General features: G+C 61.1%; 15 protein-coding genes and 1 pseudogene. 10 read left to right on the top strand and 6 right to left on the bottom strand.

Annotated features, from left to right (window positions below; all coding sequences use genetic code 11):
* The first annotated feature begins 167 nt into the window (after window positions 1-167).
* The 5 genes from topA to rpmG all read left to right on the top strand — a co-directional run bounded on the left by topA (window position 168) and on the right by rpmG (window position 7,416).
* Window positions 168-2,822 carry a type I DNA topoisomerase gene (gene topA, locus NMA58_RS06585; RefSeq protein ID WP_434712759.1) on the top strand — a complete coding sequence of 885 codons (2,655 nt, stop codon included), beginning with the start codon at window positions 168-170 and terminating at the stop codon, window positions 2,820-2,822.
* 1 nt (window position 2,823) lies between these two features.
* Window positions 2,824-5,196 (top strand): ribonuclease R, encoded by a 2,373-nt coding sequence (gene rnr, locus NMA58_RS06580; RefSeq protein ID WP_434712758.1) that lies wholly within the window; start codon window positions 2,824-2,826, stop codon window positions 5,194-5,196.
* Window positions 5,197-5,267: 71 nt separating this feature from the next.
* Complete coding sequence (locus NMA58_RS06575) at window positions 5,268-5,720, top strand: DUF983 domain-containing protein (protein WP_430957637.1); 453 nt, start codon at window positions 5,268-5,270, stop codon at window positions 5,718-5,720.
* Between the two features lie 251 nt (window positions 5,721-5,971).
* Window positions 5,972-7,156, top strand: coding sequence for an MFS transporter (locus tag NMA58_RS06570; RefSeq protein WP_097598350.1), 1,185 nt, complete (start codon window positions 5,972-5,974; stop codon window positions 7,154-7,156).
* Between the two features lie 92 nt (window positions 7,157-7,248).
* On the top strand, window positions 7,249-7,416 hold the full coding sequence (rpmG, locus tag NMA58_RS06565; protein WP_003587245.1) for a 50S ribosomal protein L33: 168 nt from the start codon (window positions 7,249-7,251) through the stop codon (window positions 7,414-7,416).
* Between the two features lie 742 nt (window positions 7,417-8,158).
* On the opposite strand, the gene NMA58_RS06560 is transcribed toward rpmG, so the two are convergent.
* The gene (locus NMA58_RS06560) at window positions 8,159-9,532 is read right to left on the bottom strand and encodes a PleD family two-component system response regulator (protein ID WP_430957638.1); all 1,374 of its coding nucleotides are present in this window, start codon (window positions 9,530-9,532) and stop codon (window positions 8,159-8,161) included.
* An 18-nt stretch (window positions 9,533-9,550) separates the two neighbouring features.
* On the bottom strand, window positions 9,551-9,922 hold the full coding sequence (locus NMA58_RS06555) for a response regulator (protein WP_003547430.1): 372 nt from the start codon (window positions 9,920-9,922) through the stop codon (window positions 9,551-9,553).
* Window positions 9,923-10,055: 133 nt separating this feature from the next.
* Here NMA58_RS06555 and NMA58_RS06550 point away from each other — a divergent pair, with 133 nt between their 5' ends.
* Together NMA58_RS06550 and NMA58_RS06545 are read left to right on the top strand one after the other, a co-directional pair.
* Entirely contained in the window at window positions 10,056-10,364 is a 309-nt protein-coding gene (locus tag NMA58_RS06550) for a DUF3572 domain-containing protein (RefSeq protein ID WP_434712757.1), read from the top strand.
* Complete coding sequence (locus tag NMA58_RS06545) at window positions 10,361-11,035, top strand: hypothetical protein (protein WP_434713385.1); 675 nt, start codon at window positions 10,361-10,363, stop codon at window positions 11,033-11,035. Before NMA58_RS06550 ends, NMA58_RS06545 begins: the two co-directional genes overlap by 4 nt.
* Here the strand turns inward: NMA58_RS06545 and NMA58_RS06540 are convergent.
* Window positions 11,010-11,595, bottom strand: a pseudogene (locus NMA58_RS06540) (GNAT family N-acetyltransferase). The gene NMA58_RS06545 and the pseudogene NMA58_RS06540 overlap by 26 nt on opposite strands.
* 76 nt (window positions 11,596-11,671) lie before the next feature.
* Here NMA58_RS06540 and NMA58_RS06535 point away from each other — a divergent pair.
* Window positions 11,672-12,964: a DNA polymerase IV gene (locus NMA58_RS06535; protein WP_434712756.1), complete on the top strand. Its 1,293-nt coding sequence runs from the start codon at window positions 11,672-11,674 to the stop codon at window positions 12,962-12,964.
* Between the two features lie 225 nt (window positions 12,965-13,189).
* Complete coding sequence (locus tag NMA58_RS06530; RefSeq protein ID WP_085777792.1) at window positions 13,190-14,446, top strand: L,D-transpeptidase family protein; 1,257 nt, start codon at window positions 13,190-13,192, stop codon at window positions 14,444-14,446.
* A gap of 34 nt (window positions 14,447-14,480) precedes the next feature.
* Here the strand turns inward: NMA58_RS06530 and dnaE are convergent, their stop codons facing one another.
* A complete protein-coding gene (gene dnaE, locus NMA58_RS06525) occupies window positions 14,481-17,978 on the bottom strand; it encodes a DNA polymerase III subunit alpha (RefSeq protein ID WP_434712755.1) in 3,498 nt (1,165 codons plus the stop codon).
* 511 nt (window positions 17,979-18,489) lie between these two features.
* On the opposite strand from dnaE, the gene NMA58_RS06520 reads away from it, so the two are divergent.
* Window positions 18,490-18,954 (top strand): DUF5680 domain-containing protein, encoded by a 465-nt coding sequence (locus tag NMA58_RS06520; RefSeq protein ID WP_434712754.1) that lies wholly within the window; start codon window positions 18,490-18,492, stop codon window positions 18,952-18,954.
* Between the two features lie 238 nt (window positions 18,955-19,192).
* Here NMA58_RS06520 and NMA58_RS06515 read toward each other — a convergent pair whose 3' ends face one another.
* Window positions 19,193-19,876, bottom strand: a complete 684-nt coding sequence (locus NMA58_RS06515; protein WP_097598359.1) for an ABC transporter ATP-binding protein — start codon at window positions 19,874-19,876, stop codon at window positions 19,193-19,195.
* 14 nt (window positions 19,877-19,890) lie between these two features.
* Window positions 19,891-21,195: a lipoprotein-releasing ABC transporter permease subunit gene (locus NMA58_RS06510; protein ID WP_434712753.1), complete on the bottom strand. Its 1,305-nt coding sequence runs from the start codon at window positions 21,193-21,195 to the stop codon at window positions 19,891-19,893.
* Between the last annotated feature and the right edge of the window lie 6 nt (window positions 21,196-21,201).

The following is a 21,201-nucleotide window of genomic DNA, read 5'->3' as shown; positions in this document are numbered from 1 at the left end:
ATTCCGTTGCGAATCCTGTTCCGATTGCACCAGATGCAAGAGGTAAAATTGTAGCAAACCCCTTGACCGCAGCGATTTCCCTGTCCATGTCGGAGGGCCAGTATCCAAGTTGCGCTGCGTGTTGCGCTGGCTCCCACGCCGGCGTGGCTGTTTTTTAGAGAATCATCATGAATGTTGTAGTGGTGGAATCGCCTGCCAAGGCCAAGACGATCAACAAGTATCTGGGTTCGGGATACAAAGTGCTCGCCTCCTTCGGCCATGTGCGCGATCTGCCTGCCAAGGACGGCTCCGTTCTTCCCGATCAGGATTTCGAAATGCTCTGGGAGGTCGACGGTGCTTCGGCCAAGCGGATGAAGGACATCGCTGATGCGGTGAAGTCCTCCGACGGGCTCTTTCTCGCGACCGACCCTGACCGCGAAGGCGAAGCGATTTCATGGCACGTCCTTGACATGCTGAACAAGAAGCGGGTGCTGAACGGCAAGTCCGTCAAGCGCGTCGTCTTCAATGCAATCACCAAGAAGGCCGTCCTCGATGCGATGGCCGATCCGCGTGATATCGACGTGCCGCTGGTCGACGCTTATCTGGCGCGCCGCGCGCTCGACTATCTCGTCGGTTTCAATCTTTCGCCGGTTCTGTGGCGCAAGCTGCCGGGCGCGCGTTCGGCCGGCCGCGTCCAGTCGGTCGCGCTTCGTCTGGTCTGCGATCGCGAATCCGAAATCGAGCGCTTCATTTCGGAAGAGTACTGGAATATCTCGGCGCTGCTGAAGACGCCGCGCGGCGACGAATTTGAGGCAAGGCTGGTTTCGGCGCATGGCAAGCGGCTGCAGCCGCGGGCGATCGGCAACGGCGAGGATGCGGCCCGGCTGAAGGCATTGCTCGAAGGCGCCACCTATATCGTCGATACGGTCGAGGCAAAACCGGTCAAGCGCAATCCGGGACCGCCGTTCACCACCTCGACGCTGCAGCAGGCCGCCTCCTCCAATCTCGGCTTCTCCGCCTCACGCACCATGCAGATCGCCCAGAAGCTCTATGAGGGTGTTGATATCGGCGGCGAGACGGTCGGTCTCATCACCTATATGCGAACCGACGGCGTACAGATGGCCCCGGAAGCGATCGGTGCTGCGCGCAGCGCCATCCTCGACCAGTTCGGCGAGCGTTACCTGCCTGAGAAGGCGCGCCTCTATTCCACCAAAGCGAAGAACGCCCAGGAGGCGCACGAGGCGATCCGTCCGACCGATTTCTACCGCTCTCCTGACCGCGTGCGCAAATTCCTCGATGCCGACCAGATCCGGCTCTACGAGCTGATATGGAAGCGCGGCATCGCCAGCCAGATGGCGTCGGCCGAGATCGAGCGCACCACGGCCGAAATCACCGCCGACAATAAGGGCGAGAAGGCCGGCCTGCGCGCCGTCGGTTCGGTCATCCGCTTCGACGGCTTCATCGCCGCCTATACCGACCAGAAGGAGGACGGCGAGCAGAGCGATGACGGCGACGAGGATGGCCGTCTGCCGGAGATCAATGCGCGCGAGACGCTCGCCAAGCAGAAGATTAATTCGACCCAGCATTTCACCGAGCCGCCGCCGCGCTATTCGGAAGCCTCGCTGATCAAGAAGATGGAAGAGCTCGGCATCGGCCGTCCCTCGACCTATGCCGCCACACTGGCGACACTGCGCGACCGCGACTATGTGACAATCGACAAACGTAAACTCATCCCGCAGGCCAAGGGCCGGCTGGTGACGGCTTTCCTCGAAAGCTTCTTCACCAAATATGTCGAATATGATTTCACCGCCGACCTCGAGGAGAAGCTCGACCGGATTTCCGCCGGCGAATTGAACTGGAAGCAGGTGCTGCGCGATTTCTGGAAGGACTTCTTCGCGCAGATCGAAGACACGAAGGAACTGCGCGTCACCAACGTGCTCGATTCGCTGAACGAAGCGCTGGCGCCGCTCGTCTTCCCGAAACGCGAAGATGGCGGCGACCCCAGAATCTGTCAGGTCTGCGGCACCGGCAACCTTTCGCTGAAGCTTGGCAGATACGGCGCCTTTGTTGGCTGCTCGAACTATCCGGAATGCAACTACACCCGCCAGCTCTCCTCCGAAAATGGCGGAGAAGCGGAGGGTGTCTCGCTCAACGAACCGAAGAGCCTCGGCACCGACCCGACGACAGGCGAGGAACTGACGCTCCGTTCCGGCCGCTTCGGTCCCTATATCCAACGCGGCGATGGCAAGGAGGCCAAACGCGCCTCGTTGCCGAAGGGCTGGAAGCCTGAGGATATCGACTATGAAAAGGCGATGGCGCTGATCTCGCTGCCGCGCGATATCGGCAAACACCCAGAAACGGGCAAGATGATCTCGTCGGGCATCGGCCGCTACGGGCCGTTCCTCCTGCATGACGGTTCCTATGCCAATCTGGAAACCGTTGAGGATGTCTTCTCCGTCGGCCTCAACCGCGCCGTGACACTGATTGCCGAAAAAGCCAACAAGGCGCCGGGCCGGGGTGCGCGCGGTACGCCGGCGGCGCTGAAGACCCTCGGCGATCATCCCGAGGGCGGCGCCATCACTGTTCGCGACGGCAAATATGGCCCCTATGTCAACTGGGGCAAGGTCAACGCCACCCTGCCGAAGGGCAAGGATCCGCAAGCGATCACCATTGAGGAGGCGCTTGCGCTGATCACGGAAAAGGCCGGCAAGGCTCCCACCGGCAAGGCGGCCAAGGGGAAAGCCAAGCCGAAGGCGGCCGCCGCCGAAGCCAAGACAACCAAGACGGCCGCCAAGCCGAAGGCAGCGAAGGCCAAGGCGCCCGCGAAATCGAAAAAGAGCTGACGTGAGCAGGACACCGCGCGACAGAACGAACCTCGCGGGCAAGCGCCCGGGCAAGATCGGCCGCGCCGGCAGGGATGCTCCCGCTGTCGAACCGCTGAACATCGTCCATGGCACGCTGCCCTCGCGCGAAGTGATCCTGCGTTTCATCGCCGATCATCCGCAGAAGGCTTCCAAGCGTGAACTCGCCAAGGCGTTCGGGCTGAAAGGCGACAGCCGCGTCGAGCTCAAGCACATGCTGCAGGAACTCGAGCAGGAAGGCATGCTCCAAAAGAGCCGCAAGTCGCTCATTCGTCCCGGCGCTCTTCCGCCCGTCACCGTTCTCGACATCACGACGCGCGACAAGGACGGCGACTTGATCGGCCGGCCGGCGGAATGGCCGGAGGAGCAGGGTGTGGCGCCTGCCGTCGCCATCCGCCAGCAATCGCCCGCAGGCCGCCAGGGTAAGGGCAAGGCACCCGTCGCCGGCCTCGGCGACCGAATCCTGGCGAAGATCTTCCCGGCCGTCGATCGCGGCGGACCGGCTTATACGGCGCGTATCATCAAGGTGATCGACAGGCGCCGCGGTGCGGCCATGGGCGTTTTCCGCAGCGCGCCGGGCGGTGGCGGCCGCCTGTTGCCGATCGAACGGCGCGGCGAAGAGATGGTGATCGATCCCGACTTCACCGGCGGCGCCAAGGACGGCGACCTGGTCGAGATCGAAGTCGCGCGCCTCGGACGCTTCGGCCTGCCGCGAGCCAAGGTCCTTTCCGTCGTCGGCTCGGTCGGCTCGGAAAAGGCGATCTCGATGATCGCGATCCATGCGCACGGCATCCCGCATGTCTTCCCGCCGGCCGTGATCGCGGAGGCAGAAGCCGCAAAACCAGCGACGATGGCGCATCGTGAAGACTGGCGTAACATGCCGCTGATCACCATCGATCCGGCCGACGCCAAGGACCATGACGACGCAGTTTACGCCGAACTCGATCCCTCGCCCGACAATCCTGGCGGCGTCATCGTCACCGTCGCGATTGCCGACGTCTCCTGGTATGTCCGCCCCAATTCGCCGCTCGACCGCGAAGCGCTGAAGCGCGGCAACTCGGTCTATTTCCCCGATCGCGTCGTGCCGATGCTGCCGGAGCGCATCTCCAATGATCTCTGCTCGCTGAAGGAAGGCGTCGACCGGCCGGCGCTCGCCGTGCGCATGAGCTTCTCGGGCGAAGGCCGCAAGATCGGCCATACCTTTCATCGCATCATGATGAAGAGTGCCGCTAAGCTCTCCTATCAGCAGGCGCAGGCGGCGATCGACGGAAGTCCGGACGACAAGACCGGACCGATGCTCGAGGCGATCCTGAAACCGCTCTGGCACGCCTATGGGGTGATGAAGCGCGGACGCGATCGGCGCCAGCCGCTGGAACTCGACATGCCGGAGCGCAAGATTCTGCTGAAATCAGACGGCACCGTCGACCGGGTCTTCGTGCCGCCGCGGCTCGATGCGCACAAGCTGATCGAAGAGATGATGATCCAGGCGAATGTCTGCGCCGCCGAAACGCTCGAGAAGAAGCGCCAGCCGTTGGTCTACCGCATCCATGATGGTCCAACGCTTGCCAAGCAGGAAGTCTTGCGCGAATTCCTGGCGACACTCGGCATCTCGCTCGCCAAGGGCGGCAATGTGCGCGCCAACAGCTTCAACGGCATTCTGGCGAAAGCGGAAGGTACGGCGCATCAGACCATGGTCAATGAGATGGTGCTGCGCTCGCAAAGCCAGGCGATCTACAGTCCCGAGAATATCGGACATTTCGGCCTCAACCTGATGAAATACGCCCACTTCACCTCGCCGATCCGCCGCTACGCCGATCTCATCGTGCATCGCGCGCTCGTCGGTTCGCTCGGTTTCGGCGAAGGCGGCATCGCTCCCGACGAAGAAGCCTCGCTCGACGATATCGCCGCCGAAATCTCGACCTTCGAGCGCCGGGCGATGGCGGCCGAGCGCGAGACCATCGACCGGCTGATCGCCCATCATTTGAGCACCCGCGTCGGCGAGGAGTTTGCCGGCCGCGTCTCCGGAGTTACGAAGTCCGGGCTCTTTATCACCTTGCCGGACTATGGTGCCGACGGTTTCGTCCCTATATCTACGCTCGGCACCGATTATTTCATCTATGACGAGGCGCATCAGGCACTGTCGGGTGAAAAGACGGGCCTCGGCTATCGTCTTGGCGACAGCGTCACCGTGAAGCTTGCGGAAGCAATCCCGCTTGCCGGGGCCTTGCGCTTCGAGATGCTGAGCGAAGGACGCGAGATGCCGACGGCAGTGCGTTCCTTTCATAAGGCCGGCCGCCGCAACAGCGGCCAGGTCCGCAAGAAACCGGGAACGCGTCCCCCGCGCGGACGCCGCTAAGCCGCTGTGCCGAAAGCAGCAATGGTCCTATTGCGACGCTTCATGCTTTCTGCCTGAAAGAGGAAGATGCAATGAACACACCGACCGATCCGGTCGCCCGCTACGGGAACGGAGCCGAAGCCGAGCGTCCGCTCGGGCGTTCCATTATGCGCGGGCTGATGAACCGCTGCCCGGCCTGCGGCAAAGGCAAGCTCTTCCGCGCCTTTTTGAAACCGGTCGATCATTGCGCCGCCTGCGGCGAGGCGATCCATCACCATCGCTCCGACGACCTGCCGCCCTATATCGTCATCCTGGTCCTCGGCCACGTCATCGTCGGCGGCTACATGCTGACCGATCTGACCTTCGTGTTGCCGGTATGGGTCCATCTTGCCATATGGGCGCCGATCACGGTCATCGCCGCGCTCGCCTCGATCCAGCCGATCAAGGGCGGCGTCATCGGCCTGCAATGGGCGCTGCGCATGCATGGTTTCGGCGGCGAGAGCGAAAGTCCCGATGATTACGAGCTTCCCCGCCGGCCGGATTGAGCGCCTTCACCTTCCAGACATATTTAGCGTGTAGTGCCAGCGCTCCACCGACCACTACCGACACGCGGGAGTCAACGATCTTTCAACGACTTGACATGGTAAGCTTTTCTTGTCTGAACAGGCTTTACATTCCGCAGATCACATCGGAAATACTGCGAAACGCCGCCCGTCACCTGGATTTGGCACATCTGTGTCCCTTCTCTGTGAGACGAGAGGTCGATTCGCTCGCGCAGCTTTCTAAGGATGGATAAATGTCTCAGCCGAGAACCGGCACACCGGGCGATGTCGAAGAAATCCATTGGCCTTCTCTGGTGGCAGCCATCTCGTCCATTTCAGCCGTCGGCATAGCAATCGGTCTCGGACTCCCGCTTCTCAGCATCATCCTCGAAAAACGCGGCATCTCGTCTACGCTGATCGGGCTCAACACGGCGATGGCCGGGATTTCGGCGATGGCCGCGGCCCCTGTTACCACAAAGCTCGCTCATAAATACGGCGTTGCGCCGACGATGCTCTGGGCGGTGCTGATTTCGGCGCTGAGTGCACTCGGCTTCTATTATGCCCAGGATTTCTGGATGTGGTTTCCGCTGCGTTTCGCCTTCCATGGCGCAACGACGACGCTGTTCATCCTCTCCGAGTTCTGGATCAACGCCGCCTCGCCGCCATCCAAGCGCGGCTTTGTGCTCGGCATATATGCAACCGTGCTTTCCATTGGGTTCGCCGCAGGACCCCTGCTCTTTTCGATACTCGGCAGCGACGGCATCTTTCCCTTCCTGGTCGGCGCGGGGGCCATCCTGCTTGCCGCCATTCCGATTTTCATCGCCCGTGACGAAAGCCCGGTGCTCGAGGAAAAGCCGGAATTGCATTTCATGCGCTACGTCCTACTGGTGCCGACAGCGACGGCTGCCGTCTTCATCTTCGGCGCGGTCGAAGCTGGCGGGCTGTCACTTTTTCCGATTTTTGCCGTGCGCGCCCATTTCACCGAATCCCAGGCGGCGCTGCTGCTCACGATGATGGGCGTCGGCAACGTCATCTTCCAGATTCCGCTCGGCCTGCTCTCCGACCGGATCCGCGACAAGCGACCGCTTCTGGCAGGGATGGCGCTGATGGGCTTTGTCGGCTCGATGACGCTGCCGATCCTCGTCAACAACTGGCTGCTGATGGCCGGGATCCTGCTCTTCTGGGGCGGCTGCGTCTCCGGCCTCTACACGGTCGGCCTCAGCCATCTCGGTTCGCGGCTGACGGGCTCCGATCTGGCTGCGGCCAATGCCGCCTTCGTCTTCTGTTATGCGGTGGGAACCGTGGCTGGGCCACAGGTGATCGGCGCAGCAATCGACGTCGCCGGAAATAATGGTTTTGCCTGGGCGATTGCCGCTTTCTTCGGTCTTTATGCCCTACTTTCCGGCATCAGATTGATGTTCGTTCGAAAACGGACTTGACTTTTCGGGCGGGATTCGTAGTTTCGCGCCAGAATTTGCCGTGGAGCCCATCCGGCTTCCACGGCTTTCATTTTCTTAAAGGCAGGACGACCATGGCCAAGGCTACAACAATCAAGATCAAGCTGCTGTCGACAGCCGACACCGGTTTCTTCTACGTCACGACGAAGAACAGCCGTACGATGACGGACAAGATGACGAAGACGAAGTATGACCCGATTGCTAAGAAGCATGTCGAGTTCAAGGAAACCAAGATCAAGTAATCACTTGGCCTGACGGATTTCAAAAAGCGCGCGCCTTCGGGTTGCGCGTTTTTTATTGTCCTGGGACCGCCTTGGAGAATGATAGCGCAAACAGACAAACGCCGCCCTTCCATCTTCGGGAAGTGCGGCGCTTTCTTGAAAGGGGGTCGGCCAGCATGCAAAACGGCACGAGGAACCGTTATGACTTGCCTACTAGCCGACCGACCCCACGACCCAGGAGATGCGGCGGACCTGAGCATCATGGGGTATCGACAGCTCCTCTGCGGAGCGCTTCTTTTATGAGCCGATAATTTGCGCAGAAATGAAAGAAAATCAACAAATTCTTAATGATGAATTTTCTGAGCTTGATTCTATGGTTAAAAGTCCAGTTTTGGAACATACAAAGATTTGACGGCTCTGCTTGCCGGCTAAGCCTAATGACGTAGGGCTCGAAGAAGTTCGACAATATAACTTAATAACTTAAGCAGCCCCTCCCCCTACGTGAGGTGATGCCGCCACACTTTATTTGACCCTGTTGGAGGCGGGCGTTTTTTATAGTCTTCATTTCATTTTTGGCTGGGCCGCGGCATTCAGGAGACTGTCGCGCCGCACCATATCCACAGCAACGCCGGGAGTCCATTTTTGGGCTACCGGGCTGCTAAATTTGGGCCTGCGTCGCACAGGCGAAAGTTAAAAATCGGTAACAAATCGCTTACCGCTGTGGAAAACCGCAAATGGCGCGTATGGCGTCCGAAGTGATTCGTCAGGCAGCCGCTGCGACCACGCGATTGCGGCCGGTATTCTTGGCCTCGTAAAGAGCAAGATCGGCCTGCTTCATCAACTGGTCGGGGGTCAACACCGCGCCGATGCGCGAGGCGATGCCGAAGGACGCGGTGACGCTCAGGGCCTCACTTGAGCGCTTCAGCATGAAGGGAGCGCTTTCGACAGCCGCGCGCAGGCGCTCGGCGACGGCTGCGGCAACTGCAGGCGAGGTGTCCGGCATCACCACGACGAATTCCTCCCCGCCGTAGCGGCAGGCGAGGTCGGCGCCGCGGATGGTTGAACGGACGCGGTTTGCGAATTCGCGCAGCACTTCGTCGCCGCCGTCATGGCCGTATGTGTCGTTCACCTGCTTGAAACGGTCGATATCGGTGATCAGCACCGAAAGCGGCCGGCCCCGCGCCATCGACCGGTTGAAGAGCACGTTCAGGTGATTGTCGAGATAACGTCTGTTGTAAAGACCAGTCAGTGGATCGGTCACGGCAAGCTCGATCGTCTGCTTGACGCTGGCGCGCAGACGATCGTTATAACGCTTGCGACGGATCTGCGTCAGGCTGCGGGCGACGAGTTCGTTGGGATCGACGGGGCGGATGATGTAGTCGTTGACGCCGAGATCAAGCGCGCGGACGACCATGTCGTCGGTGCCCTGCTCGGTGATGATCAGGATCGGGAGGAAGCGTGTGCGCTCCAACGAGCGCAGTTGCGAGCAGAGCCGAAGCGGATCGTAATCGTCGAAATTGGCATTGACGATGACGAGATCGAACGCGTTCTCGGCCGCCTCGAAGAGGGCGGCCTGCGGATCGGAGAGCGCAAGCACATCGGCGATGGGCTTCAGCGCCCTGACGATGCGCTCTTGAGAATTGGCGCGGCCGTCGACCAATAGCACCTGGCCGGCCTCGTCGCCACGGCCTTCGGCTGCCCGCATGAGGTCGCCCATGCCCATCGTATGAGCGGTGTCGGCGCGGATGCGCAGTTCGTCGCTCAACGTCTTCAGCCGCAGCAGGCTCTTCACCCGCGAGATCAACTGCAGATCATTGACCGGCTTGGTGAGAAAATCGTCGGCGCCGGCCTTCAGACCGCGTACCCGATCGGCCGGCTGGTCGAGTGCGGTGACCATGACGACTGGAATATGGGCGGTTTTCTGACTGGCCTTCAGCCGCTCGCAGACCTCGAAGCCATCAATACCGGGCATCATGATGTCGAGCAGGATCAGGTCGACCTGATTGCGCTCGCAGATCGCCAGCGCTTCGTGACCGTCGGCCGCGGTCATCACGTCGAAATACTCCGCGAGCAGCCGCGCTTCAAGCAGCTTCACGTTGGCTGGAATATCGTCAACCACCAGTATTCGCGCGGTCATAACGGTCTTTCCGATGCGTCAGGCATCGCCCAGATAGGTCTTGATCGTCTCGATGAATTTCGGAACCGAGATCGGTTTGGAAACATAGGCCTCGCAGCCACCCTGGCGGATCCGCTCCTCGTCGCCCTTCATCGCGAAAGCCGTGACGGCGATCACGGGAATCACATGCAGCTCGTCGTCTTCCTTCAGCCATTTGGTGACTTCGAGGCCGGAGACCTCAGGAAGCTGGATATCCATGAGGATGAGGTCGGGGCGATGCTTGCGCGCCAGATCGAGCGCCTCCATGCCGTTTCTCGTCTGAATCGTGGTATAGCCGGACGCCTCGATCAGGTCGCGAAAGAGCTTCATGTTGAGCTCGTTATCTTCTACAATCATTACCTGTTTGGGCATGACAAGCTGTCCCTACGTCCGTTCGCACAGTCGTTCGTCCCATGAGAAATGCACATGCGGATGAATAGCTCCGTGAAACCGATAGCGCACGCTAGCGGTATTTGGTTGAAGAAAAGGTAACTTACCCCTCGAAATGCAAAGCAACTTCAAGACTTCGAAACAACAGGCGGCCGACCCGCACGAGACGGCGATCGCCGTGCTCGGCTGGCTTGCCGCCGATCCCGACATGTTCGGCCGCTTCCTCGCACTCACCGGCATGGCGCCCGAGCAGGTGCGCAACGCAGTCAACGATCCGGGTTTCCTCTCAGGCATGATGGACTTCCTGATGAACCACGAACCGACGGCGATGGCCTTCTGCACGGCGAGTGGCCTCAGCCCGGAGACGGTGACGGCCGCCTGGCGGCATTTCTCTTCGCCGGGGCTCGATTCGGGAGAATACTGAGCGTGACAGAGTTCGATGTTTCGCACATCCGGCTCGGCGAGCGGCCGCTGATCGTCTGCGACGTCGACGATGTCGTCCTGCGGTTCATCGACCCCTTCCAGCTTTTTCTTCAGAGCCAGGGTCACGCGTTTCTGCCGCGCTCGTTCAAGCTTCACGGCAACATCGTCTCGAAAGTGGACGGCACGGAGATCGGGGACCAGCAGGTCAGCCGGTTGATCGAGGAATTCTTCGAGGCGCAGGAGCTGTGGCAGACGCCGCTCGACCGCGTAGTCGAAACGCTCGACCGGCTTTCGCGCGAGGCCGATGTCCTGTTTCTGACGGCCATGCAGCCGCGGTTCCAGGAGCAGCGCCGTCGCCTGCTCGACAGGATGGGCCTGCTCTTTCCGCTGCTTGCCAGCGAAGAGCCCAAGGGGCCGATCGTCCACGCCTTGCATGCCAGCCGCTCCCATTCCGTTGTCTTTATCGACGATATGGCGCGCAATCTGCATTCCGTCAGGGATCACGTCGCCAATTGCCTGCTCATTCACCTGATGCCGGATTCGCCCGTCCATCGTTTCGCTCCGGCGGCAGCCGACGACATCACCCGCGCCACCGATTGGGCGCATGCGGCCGAGCTGATCGAGGCCCACTTCCTTTCCGGCACAATCAACCGCGCAGTTCCAGCCGCATGAGCGGACGGCCGTCCTTGCGTCTGGCGATCGTCTCGAAACCGGCTGCTTCGAAGATTGCCGTCGAGCCGATGCAGAGCGTCACCGATTTCGACTGCTTCGCATGATCGATCGCAGGCTTCGAGCAGCCGCGCGCCCTGGCGCCGGGCATGGTCGATCGCGCCGGCGAGCAGGCGATGACTTAATCCCCTGCCACGCAGTTTCGGCAGCAGGAAGAAGCAGCTGACAGCCCAGATAGAGGGATCACGCGCATCATCCTCCTCCAGCGGCCGCGAGACGGTGCGCGGTGAATTGAACTGCGGCACGTCGTGGCGCGGCCCGACCTGCACCCAGGCGACCGGTCCGCCATCGGTATAACAGATGATCCCCGGCGGCGGCCCGGCCCCGATCCGTTCGCGCATATGCGCCTTGCGCTCGTCGGCCGTCATCGTCGTCCTCACCGCATGCGGCAAGCGCAGCGCGACACACCAGCAATTATAAAAAGCGCCCTGCGGGCCGAACAGAGTCTCGAAGTCGCCCCACCGGTCTGCCGTCACCGGCTCGACACGAAGATCTTTATCCAAAGGCAAAGCTCCCGTCCTCTCTTGTGACTCATAAGCTTAAGGCGTAGTGTCGCGCCGTTCAACCTTTGTTCTCACCATGACGCCCGCGCCTGACAAGACACCCGGCTTCTGTCGCGACTGCCTTGCCGAGCAGAAGGGTGAGGCGCGTCGTTGCCTATCCTGCGGCAGCCCGCGTCTGGTGCACCATCGCGAGCTCTATCGACTGACACTTGCGCATATCGATTGCGACGCCTTCTACGCGGCGGTCGAAAAGCGTGACAATCCCGAACTTGCCGACAAGCCGGTCATCATCGGCGGCGGCAAACGCGGTGTCGTCTCCACTGCCTGCTATATCGCCCGTATCCACGGCGTGCGTTCGGCGATGCCGATGTTCAAGGCGCTGGAGGCATGCCCTCAGGCCATCGTCATACGCCCGGACATGGAAAAATATGTCCGGGTCGGGCGCCAGGTGCGCGCACTGATGCAGGAGTTGACACCGCTGGTGCAGCCGCTGTCGATCGACGAAGCCTTCCTGGAACTGGGCGGCACGGAGAGGCTGCATCACGATCCACCGGCGCGTACGCTCGCCAAATTCGCTCGCCGCATCGAAAAGGAAATCGGCATTACCGTATCGGTCGGGCTTTCCTATTGCAAATTCCTCGCCAAGGTCGCTTCCGACCTGCAGAAGCCGCGCGGCTTTTCCGTCGTCGGCCGTGAAGAAGCGGTGGAATTTCTGGCGCCGCGTCCCGTCACCACCATCTGGGGCGTCGGCAAGGCCTTTGCCGCGACGCTGGAGGCGGACGGCATCCGCACCATCGGCCAGCTACAGCAGATGGAGGAGAATGACCTGATGCGCCGCTACGGCAGCATCGGCCAGCGGCTTGCGCGGCTCTCGCGCGGCATCGACGACCGCGAGGTGCATCTCAACGACGCCGCCAAGAGCGTTTCGGCCGAAACGACCTTCTTTGACGACATCTCGCGCCACGACGATCTGGTGCCGATCCTGCGCAACCTTTCCGAAAAGGTTTCCTGGCGGCTGAAGAAAAACGATATCGCCGGCCGGACCGTGGTGCTGAAGATGAAGAGCGCCGACTTCAAGACGCGCACCCGCAACCGCAAGCTCGAGGACCCGACCCAGCTTGCCGACAGGATCTTCCGCATCGGGCTCGAACTTCTCGAAAAGGAAACGGACGGTACGAAATTCCGCCTGATCGGCATCGGCGTCACCGATCTCGGCGATGCCACCCGCGCCGATCCGCCCGATCTGATCGACCGGCAGTCAGGCCGGCGGGCGGCGGCCGAAGCGGCGATGGACAAGCTGCGCGACAAGTTCGGCAAGAATACGGTCGAAACCGGCTACACCTTCGGCAGCGGCAAGCGCGATCACTAGAACATCTCGCGGTGCGCGCTTGTTAGAGATGCAAAATAAAAGCAATACCTTAGACCAAACAGATCAAACTTTGATTCATCCGGCATGCTTTGCCTTTTGTGTATGCGTGTCGTCAGCGCGGAACCGCTGCACCGTTCCGGGCAAGCCGATGAGTCCGGGGTTTAAAATCTTCCTTAAACTTCGTCTCATAATGTGCCGGGCCAGTATTGCGTATGGTTGGGTATCATGTTCTCGCGTCTCGTCTTCGGCCTCGGCTTGCTGTCGGCCACCGCACTCGTGCACCCTGCTCTTGCCGCGGATGCACGAACGCTGCAGATCTTCGTCTCGAAGAACAAGCAGTCGCTTGTGGTTTATGACGGCACCGACGTCGTCGCGACCTCGAAGGTCTCGACCGGCAAGGACGGCCATACGACTCCGAGCGGCATTTTCTCGGTGCTCGAAAAGCAGAAATACCACGAATCCAACCTCTATTCGGCCGCCCCGATGCCGTTCATGCAACGGCTGACATGGTCCGGAATCGCGCTGCACGAATCCAATTCCGTGCCGCGTTATCCCGCCTCGCACGGCTGCGTACGCATGCCCGGCGCCTTCGCAAAAATGCTCTACCGAATGACCGAGCCCGGCATTCCCGTCATCATCAGCGACGACGAATTGGTGCCGCAGCCGATCGACCATCCGAACCTTTTCCGCCCCGATGCGCCGGCAGCGATGCCGCTCCTTTCGGATGTCGAGCTGCGGCCCTCCATCCCCGTCAGTCCCGGGACACCGGTGCAGGTGGCGATGAACGACACCGCCGCAATGCCGATGCCGGCGGCATCGCCGGTTACCGCGCCGGAGGTCCGGCCGCCGTCCGAGCCGATCAGCATGCTCGTCACGCGGCGAACGCTGCGCGAAACGGTGATCGACATTCAAACGATACTCAATCAGCTCGGCTTTTCCGCCGGCAGTCCGGACGGGCTGCTCGGTCCGTCGACCGTGCAGGCGATCAACGCCTTCAAGATGCTGCGGCCGACGGAATTTGCCGGCGACAGGAGCCTGGTCTCCGACAGACTTCTCACATCGGTCTATTCCGCAGCCGGCAAGGGCGAGCCTCCGAACGGCGTCATCATGGTGCGGCAGGCCTTCAAGCCGATTTTCGAAGCGCCGGTAACAATCGCCGATCCGGGATTGGCGCTCGGCACGCATTTTTTCACGCTGCATGCGGTCGATGAACAGGCCGGAACGGCGGACTGGTTCGGCGTCACACTTAGCAACAACCTCTCCCGCGAGACGATGAAACGACTCGGCATCACCAGCCAGGAAAGCTCCATTGTCATGGGCAAGCCGATTGCCCTTTCGCTGAGCCGCATCACGATCCCCGACGAGGCCCGCCGCAGGATCGACGCACTGATCGCGCCCGGCTCGACGCTGACGATCTCCGACACCGGCCTTGGCCGGGAAACCGGCGAAGGCACGGATTTCATCACGATCACCCGTGGGTGACGAGATCAACGGGGTCGATCATCAACTGTGTCGATCAGACAAGCTCGACGTCAACGACGCCGGGGGCGGCGCGAAGAGCGGCAGCAATCTCGGGGGTGATGCGGTATTTCTCCGGCAGCGCCACTTCCACCTCGCGTTTGCCCTCCTCCTTGATGACAATGAAGGAAACCAGACCGTCACCCTTAGCATTCAGATGGCCGGCAACCATCTTCAGCGGCCCGGAATCGCGGACATAAACGCGCAGCGCCTTCTGCATCTGCAGCGACTTTTCCTCAAGCGACTGGATCGTCTGAATGCGAAGACCGATACCCTCCGGCCGCTCCTCACCGGTCGCTGTCAGCAGGAAGGATTTTCCGGACTCGAGCACGTCGCGATATTGGTTCAGCATCTCCGAAAACAGCACCGCCTCGAACTGGCCTGAAGAATCGGAAAAGACGATGATGCCCATCTTGTTGCCGGTGCGGGTCTTGCGCTCCTGCTTGGAGATGACGGTTCCGGCAAGGCGTGCATTGGCGGCGCCCTGTTTGATGGCCGCTGAAAACTCGGCGAAAGTCTGCACACGCATCTTCTGCAGGATGTTGTTGTAGGAATCGAGCGGGTGGGCCGTCAGATAGAAGCCCAGCACCTGGAACTCCTTGAGCAGCCGCTCCGATGCCAGCCAGGGTGAATAGGGCGGCAAGGAGATCTTCTCCGGGCCCGAGTTTAGTGCGCTGCCGAAAATGTCCGCTTGGCCGCTCAGCTTATTTTCCTGGGCGCGCTGGGCATAACCGAGGATGCGGTCGAGGCCGGCGGAAAGCTGGGCGCGGTCGGTGCCGAAACAATCGAAGGCGCCGGCATAGATCAGGCTTTCGAGCACGCGGCGATTCACCTGGCGCGGATCGATGCGCAGACAGAAATCCTCGATGCTGGCAAAAGGTTTGTCGCCACGCACCTCGACGATGTGGTCGACGGCGGATTCGCCGACGCCCTTCAAAGCGGCGAGCGCATAATAGATTCGGTTATCGCCGGTCTCGAAATGTCGGAAGGATGTCTGCACCGAGGGCGCAATCACCTCAATGCCCAAGCGCTTGGCGTCCTGCCGGAAATCATTGACCTTTTCCGTATTGGACATGTCGAGCGTCATCGAGGCGGCGAGGAACTCGACCGGATAATGCGCCTTCATATAGGCCGTCTGGTAGGAGACGATGGCGTAGGCGGCGGCGTGCGACTTGTTGAAGCCGTAGTTCGCAAACTTCGCCAAGAGTTCGAAGATGTTGTCGGCCTGCGGCTTCGAGACGCCGTTCTTGACCGCGCCGACGACGAAGCGTTCGCGCTGCTGGTCCATCTCCGCCTTGATCTTCTTACCCATGGCGCGGCGCAGAAGGTCGGCTTCGCCAAGCGAATAGCCCGACAGGACCTGGGCGATCTGCATCACCTGTTCCTGATAGACGATAACGCCCTGCGTTTCCTTGAGCAGGTGGTCGATCATCGGATGGATCGATTCCAGCTCTTCGTCGCCATGCTTGCGAGCATTGTAGGTCGGGATGTTTTCCATCGGGCCCGGGCGGTAGAGCGCCACCAGCGCGATGATGTCCTCGATGCAGTCCGGCTTCATGCCGATCAGCGCCTTGCGCATGCCGGCACTTTCCACCTGGAACACGCCGACCGTCTCGCCGCGCGACAGCATCTCGTAGGTCGGTTTGTCGTCGAGAGGAATGGCCGCAAGATCGACTTTGATGCCGCGCTTGGCGACGAAATCGACGGCGACCTTCAGCACCGTCAGAGTCTTCAGGCCGAGAAAGTCAAACTTGACGAGGCCGGCCTGCTCCACCCACTTCATGTTGAACTGGGTGACCGGCATGTCGGAGCGCGGATCGCGATACATCGGCACCAGCTTGGATAACGGCCTATCGCCGATGACAATACCGGCAGCATGCGTCGAGGCGTGGCGATAAAGCCCTTCGATCTTCTGGGCAATGTCGAGCAGGCGCGCCACCACCGGTTCCTTCGCCGCCTCCTCCTGCAGCTTCGGCTCCTCTTCGATCGCTTTAGAGAGCGGCGTCGGATTGGCCGGATTGTTCGGCACGAGTTTGCAGATCTTGTCTACCTGACCGTAGGGCATTTCCAGCACGCGGCCGACGTCGCGAAGTGCGGCGCGCGCCTGCAGCGAACCGAAGGTGATGATCTGCGCCACCTGCTCGCGCCCATATTTCGCCTGAACGTAACGGATCACCTCTTCGCGACGGTCCTGGCAGAAGTCGATGTCGAAGTCAGGCATTGAGACGCGTTCCGGATTGAGGAAGCGCTCGAAGAGCAGCGAGAAGCGCAGCGGGTCGACGTCGGTGATGGTCAATGCATAGGCGACCAGCGAACCGGCGCCCGAACCGCGACCGGGACCGACGGGAATATCATGCTGCTTGGCCCACTTGATGAAGTCGGAAACGATCAGGAAGTAACCCGGGAAGCGCATGCGCTCGATAACGCTGAGCTCGAACTCCAACCGCTCACGATAATCCTTTTCCTCGTAACCCGGCGACATGCCGAGCGTGGCAAGCCGCATGTCCAGCCCTTCCACCGCCTGGCGGCGCAATTCGCCCGCCTCGGCGCGTTCGGCCTCCTCGGCATCGTCGGTGGCGCCAGTGAAGCGCGGCAGGATCGGCTTTCTTGTCTTCAACACGAAGGAGCAGCGCCTGGCGATCTCGATCGTGTTCTCAAGCGCTTCCGGCAGGTCGGCAAAGAGCTTGGCCATTTCGGCCCGGCTTTTCAGATAGTGATCCGGCGTCAGGCGAAAGCGGCTGTCGTCCGAGACGATGGCGTTATGCGCAACCGCCATCAGCGCATCATGGGCGTCGTAATCGTCGCGGGTCGGAAAGAAGGCCTCGTTCGTGGCGACGAGCGGCAGGTCATGCGTGTAGGCAAGCCTGACGATCTTCTGCTCGTGCCGCTTGTCGTAGGTGCCGTGCCGCTGCAGTTCGACATAGAGTCTGTCGCCGAAGAGACGCTTCAGCGTGAGCAGCCGGGCTTCCGCCTGGCCGGGATGACCTTCCCTGACAGCCGCGTCGACCGGTCCGGTCAGGGCGCCGGTCAAGGCGATCAGACCTTCCGTGCCTGCCTCTTCCAGCCAGGAGGCTCTGACATGTATGGCCTGGTTGCTATCGCCGCCGAGATAGGCGCGGCTGACGAGATCGACCAGTCTTTCATAACCGGCCTCCGTCGCGGCAAGTAGAACGATCGATGGCAGCTTGATCAGGGCCTGCTGACCGCCGCGCTTCTCACTTTCCAATCCGTCTTCCATGTCGATGGAGACCTGGCAGCCGATGATCGGCTGCAGGCCCTCGTCCATTGCCTTCTGGGAGAATTCAAGGGCGACGAAGAGATTGTTGGTGTCGGTAATGGCGATCGCAGGCTGACTGTCGCTGGTCGCCTTGTAGAGGATCTTCTTCAGAGGCAGCGCACCCTCAAGAAGCGAATAGGCGGAGTGGACCCTCAGGTGGATGAAGCCCGGCGTGCCGCCGGTCGCCTCACCCATTGAACCCTTTTCCGTCTCCGCCATGATATGCCTTCCCAATCAGCCGAAATGAATCGGATGCATTGTCGGCATTGAGGGCAATGATGTCCAGAAGAAGACCCGCTTGCGAACCGCATGACTGCCATGCGATCCCCTGAAAACTTTAGATCGCGATGACGATCAGCGAGAAGCTGGCAACGAACATTGCGATGGAGGTGAATGCTGCGATATCACGGATCATGTCAGTCATCTGGCTCTCCTTTACTCGTTATGTTTTCAATCTGTTCCATCTATGTTCCTATGTCAACAGGAATCTTTTCCTTTGCGCTTGCGTTTGAAAATGCCGGCTCGGGACTGCGAATCGAACCTCGCCTTCGGCGCTGGCTTTGAACATGCTCCGCGACCGGCTCGACATCGCCTGCCGAACGGATCCGTACAGCGCATTCGATGTCTGATGCACCTGCCCCAAGGCGATCGAGCGATGCACTCTTTTGTTCTTCTTATGTTCTCACCGTTCTGCTATATCCGTATCAGATGAGGCAGGAGGAAGATGATAATGCTCGACACCGTGATACTGAACGACTTCATCGTAGAGGCGAAGGCCGCGACCTATGTCGGCGGTGGTGTGCCTCGCCCGCCCTGCCGGCCGGGTGCTCACGATATCGGCTACGAGCGCGGCGACTGGTCCTATCTCGACAGCTACTTCGGCGGCACCGATTTCGCCGGCCAGGAAGTGGTGTGGTTGGCCGGCGAACCCGTCTGGGTGATGAATTATTTCGGCCGCGTCGTCGCGTCCGATCTGATCGACGGCAGTGCCGCCGGAACGGTGATCAAGGCGGCGCTGTCGGCAATGTATCGGGAGGGCCGCTTTCTCGGCGGAATGGAATTCAATCATCCGTTCGGCCGCTATGTCGACCGCAGCGAAGGCGGCTGCGAGGGATTCAGCGGCCAGGAATGCATCATGGTCGATGGCCGGAGGGCCTATGTGCTCGACTATCGCGGCGGGCTGGTTATCCCCTGACCGCAGGCCGGTAAAAGATGTGGATTGGGTGCATAATGTCCGTCAAGAGGTCGGCGATAACGGCCCCTCATCCGGCTGCCGCCACCTTCTCCCCGCGCGCGGGGCGAAGGGACCATGCCGCAAGCTCCCCGTTTCCACCTCGCTCTCGCAGGGCACGTCCCCTCTCCCCGCGCGCGGGGAGAGGGCTAGGGTGAGGGGCAAGCCATCGGCGCGAGTGGGGCAACCATAGACCGAAGTCTTAGAAGTCGACGATCTTGCCGTCCGAAATCGTGACGCGCCGATCCATGCGGCCGGCAAGTTCATGGTTGTGGGTGGCGATAAGGGCGGCAAGGCCGGATTGGCGCACCAGCGCCTCTAGCGCATCGAAGACGTAGCTTGCCGTTTCCGGATCCAGATTGCCGGTCGGCTCGTCGGCAAGAAGCAGCGTCGGCGCATTAGCGACGGCGCGGGCGATCGCGACGCGCTGCTGTTCGCCGCCGGAAAGTTCAGCCGGGCGATGCGAACCGCGATGGCCGATGCGCATATAATCGAGAAGCTGGCCGGCTCGCTCCCGGGCCTCCTTCCAGGACAGGCCGGCGATCAGCTGCGGCATCATGATGTTCTCAAGCGCGGAAAATTCCGGCAGGAGGTGATGGAACTGATAGACGAAGCCGATCTCGCGTCGGCGGATCGCCGTGCGCTTCTCATCGGAAAGGCCATCGCAGGCAAGGCCGTTAATGGTAACCTCGCCGCCGTCGGGATGCTCGAGCAGGCCTGCGACATGCAGCAGGGTCGACTTGCCTGTGCCGGAGGGGGCGACAAGGGCGACGATTTCCCCTTTAGACAGCGAGAAATCCGCACCCTTCAGGATCGTGAGCAGCGTATCGCCCTGCCCGTAATGGCGCTCGACGCCGGTAAGCTTGAGGACGACGTTGCGGTTCATGAATGCGGCATTCCTTATTCGTAGCGCAGGGCCTGCACCGGATCGAGCCTGGAGGCGCGCCATGCCGGGAAGATGGTGGCGATGAAGGAGAGGCTGAGCGCCATGACGACCACCGAGATCGTTTCGCCGATATCCATCTCGGCCGGCAGCTGGCTGAGGAAATAGACCTGCGGATTGAAGATCACCGTGCCGGAGATCCAGGAGAAGAACTGGCGGATGGATTCGATATTGACGCAGACGAGAACGCCGAGCAGCACACCGGCAAGGGTACCGACGATGCCGATCGCCGCCCCGGTCATGAAGAAGATGCGCATGATGGCGCCGGCGCTGGCGCCCATGGTGCGCAGGATGGCGATATCGCTGCCCTTGTCCTTCACCAGCATGATGAGGCCGGAGATGATGTTGAGCGCCGCCACGAGCACGATCAGCGTCAGGATCATGAACATGACGTTGCGCTCGACCTGGAGTGCGGAGAAGAAGGTCTGGTTGCGCTGACGCCAGTCGGTAAGGTTAATCTGGCGGCCGGCCGCCTCTTCCACCTTCGGCCTCAGGGCGTCGATATCATCGGGATGATCGACGAAGAGCTCGATCGACTGCACCAGCCCAGCGGCATTGAAGTAGAGCTGCGCTTCCTCGAGCGGCATGAAGATGATCGAGGAATCGTATTCGGACATGCCGATCTCGAACAGGGCGGAAATCTTATAGGATTTGACGCGCGGATTGACGCCCATCGGCGTGATATCGCCTTCCGGCGAGGTCAGGGTAATGAGGTCGCCGACGCGCAGACCCAGCTGATCGGCCATGCGGGTGCCGATCAGCACGCCCTCGCCAGAGGCATAGCCCACCATGTCGCCGGATTTGATGTTGTCGGAGATTGTCTTGAGTTTCGTCAGGTCTTCGGCGCGGGCGCCGCGCACCAAAGCGCCGGTGCTGCCGCCAGCCTGAGCGGAGGCAAGCACCTGCCCTTCGACCAGGGGCAGCGCCATCTTGACGCCCGGCACCGCCGCGAGTTTGGCGGTCAAGTCGGGGTAATCGGTAAAGGGGCCATCGACCGGCTGCACGATCATATGACCGTTGATGCCGAGGATGCGCGAGACGAGTTCGGTGCGAAAGCCGTTCATGACGGCCATGACGATGATCAGCGTCGCAACGCCGAGCATGATGCCGACGAAGGAGAAGCCGGCGATCACCGAAATGAAGGCCTCCTTGCGGCGGGCGCGCAGATAGCGCCACGCCACGAGGCGCTCAAAGGTGGAAAATGGCTTGCCAGCCGGACCCAAGCCGGATTTTGAACTCCGGTCCACTGCTGCCTCTGCCATTTCGCC

It is taken from the genome of Rhizobium sp. YTUHZ045 (genome assembly GCF_051124255.1).
Taxonomy (GTDB): Bacteria; Pseudomonadota; Alphaproteobacteria; order Rhizobiales; family Rhizobiaceae; genus Rhizobium.
Note: the sequence above shows the minus strand (reverse complement) of the source record. Positions and strands in the feature narration are given on the sequence as shown.

Bases quoted from the DNA above. Each gene is read 5' to 3' on its own strand.
- topA (WP_434712759.1), top strand. From the start codon at position 168: ATGAATGTTGTAGTGGTGGAATCGCCTGCCAAGGCCAAGACGATCAAC.
- NMA58_RS06575 (WP_430957637.1), top strand. From the start codon at position 5,268: ATGAACACACCGACCGATCCGGTCGCCCGCTACGGGAACGGAGCCGAA.
- NMA58_RS06570 (WP_097598350.1), top strand. From the start codon at position 5,972: ATGTCTCAGCCGAGAACCGGCACACCGGGCGATGTCGAAGAAATCCAT.
- rpmG (WP_003587245.1), top strand. From the start codon at position 7,249: ATGGCCAAGGCTACAACAATCAAGATCAAGCTGCTGTCGACAGCCGAC.
- NMA58_RS06560 (WP_430957638.1), bottom strand. From the start codon at position 9,532: ATGACCGCGCGAATACTGGTGGTTGACGATATTCCAGCCAACGTGAAG.
- NMA58_RS06555 (WP_003547430.1), bottom strand. From the start codon at position 9,922: ATGCCCAAACAGGTAATGATTGTAGAAGATAACGAGCTCAACATGAAG.
- NMA58_RS06550 (WP_434712757.1), top strand. From the start codon at position 10,056: ATGCAAAGCAACTTCAAGACTTCGAAACAACAGGCGGCCGACCCGCAC.
- NMA58_RS06535 (WP_434712756.1), top strand. From the start codon at position 11,672: ATGACGCCCGCGCCTGACAAGACACCCGGCTTCTGTCGCGACTGCCTT.
- NMA58_RS06530 (WP_085777792.1), top strand. From the start codon at position 13,190: ATGTTCTCGCGTCTCGTCTTCGGCCTCGGCTTGCTGTCGGCCACCGCA.
- dnaE (WP_434712755.1), bottom strand. From the start codon at position 17,978: ATGGCGGAGACGGAAAAGGGTTCAATGGGTGAGGCGACCGGCGGCACG.
- NMA58_RS06520 (WP_434712754.1), top strand. From the start codon at position 18,490: ATGCTCGACACCGTGATACTGAACGACTTCATCGTAGAGGCGAAGGCC.
- NMA58_RS06515 (WP_097598359.1), bottom strand. From the start codon at position 19,876: ATGAACCGCAACGTCGTCCTCAAGCTTACCGGCGTCGAGCGCCATTAC.
- NMA58_RS06510 (WP_434712753.1), bottom strand. From the start codon at position 21,195: ATGGCAGAGGCAGCAGTGGACCGGAGTTCAAAATCCGGCTTGGGTCCG.